Here is a 1441-nt window from a genome sequence, read left to right as displayed (position 1 = left end):
ATGACTCCCAATGAAGATGTCAAGCCGCCTCAGCCAGGGGTGGTGTGAGTTGGTAGCACCGTCCGTCACGCAGCAGCGCCCACAGGACATTGACCCGCCGACGCGCCAGGGCCAGTACGGCCTGGACGTGCCGCTTGCCTTCGGCGCGTTTGCGGTCGTAGAAGCGACGGGACTCCTCACAGCAGCGGATACTGATCAGGGCCGACGTGTAGAAGACGCGTTGAAGCCCGCGGTGGTAACGGGCCGGGCGCTTCAGGTTGCCGCTGATGCGCCCGGAATCGCGGGGAGCCGGGGCCAGGCCGGCGAAGCCCGCGAGGCGGTCAGGAGTACCGAAGCGGGTCATGTCCCCGCTCGTGGCAGCCAGGAACTCAGCGCCGAGCAAGGGGCCGATCCCGGGCAGGCTGGCGATCACCTCGGCCTGGGCATGGCTGCGAAACCGTCCCTCGATGAGCTTGTCGATCTCGTCGACCTTCTCGTTGAGGGCGATCACCTCCTTCGCCAAGCTGTGCACCATCTGCGCGGCCATCGTTTCGCCGGGCAGCGCCGTGTGCTGTCGCTCGGCAGCCTCCACGGCGGCAGCGGCCAGGTCGGCGGAGCTGCGGACCTTGCGGTTGCGCAGCCAGGTCTCCAGTCGTTTGACGCCGATGCGGCGCAGAGCGGCCGGGGTCTGGTAGCCAGTCAGCAACACCAGCGGGCCGCGGTTGCCCATGTCGAGCGCACGCTCCAAAGCCGGGAATATGCCCAGGAGTTGGTCACGCAACCGGTTGACCGTGCGGGTCCGGTCAGCGACCAGATCAGCCCGGCGGGCGGTGAGGATCTTCAGCTCTGCGATGGCTTCCGCATCGGGCCGCGCCGGCTCCAGGTCGCGGCGCATACGGGTCTGGTCGGCGATGATCGCCGCGTCGCGGGCATCGGTCTTTCCCTGGCCGCGGTAGCCGGCTGTTGCCCGGTTGACCGCCAGTCCGGGCAGGTAGAAGACGGGCTGACCATGGTTGGCCAAGAGCCCCAACAGCAGGACAGCACCACCATGTGTGACGTCCACGGCCCAGGTCGTCTCATGGCCGAGGTCCAGGACGGCCGCGATCAGGGCAAGCAGCTCCGACTCGTCGTTGGCCACCCGGCGGGACAGCAGATGCCTGCCCTCCGCGTCGACCACCACGCAGTGGTGGTGGGTCTTGCCGATGTCCACCCCGGCCCATATGCGGCCCATTACCCCTCCGGCGCTCGTGCTCGTCGTGTCCGCAGACGACCTCGCCGGCAGGTCCTTACACAGCGATCTGTTCGCAAATCCCAATCAGCGGCCGAGTCGTCGCGGGGCGTGAGGCGGCCAGTCATACGAAGCCACGGTCGGCAGACCACTGAAAGCCACACCTCACACCCCCGGATGCCCCAACCCTACGAATGGCTGGACCAAACCGATGACCAAGGTAAGGACCACTGA

General features: G+C 67.4%; 1 protein-coding gene. It reads right to left on the bottom strand.

Features of this window, described 5'->3' with window-relative positions; genetic code table 11:
• Window positions 1-19: 19 nt before the first annotated feature.
• Window positions 20-1210: an IS110 family transposase gene (locus ADL25_RS10640; protein WP_059127429.1), complete on the bottom strand. Its 1191-nt coding sequence runs from the start codon at window positions 1208-1210 to the stop codon at window positions 20-22.
• Window positions 1211-1441 lie beyond the last annotated feature (231 nt).

The sequence above is a fragment of the Streptomyces sp. NRRL F-5122 genome (genome assembly GCF_001507435.1).
Lineage (GTDB): Bacteria > Actinomycetota > Actinomycetes > Streptomycetales > Streptomycetaceae > Streptomyces > Streptomyces lannensis.
This window is presented reverse-complemented; position numbering and strand designations above follow the sequence as displayed.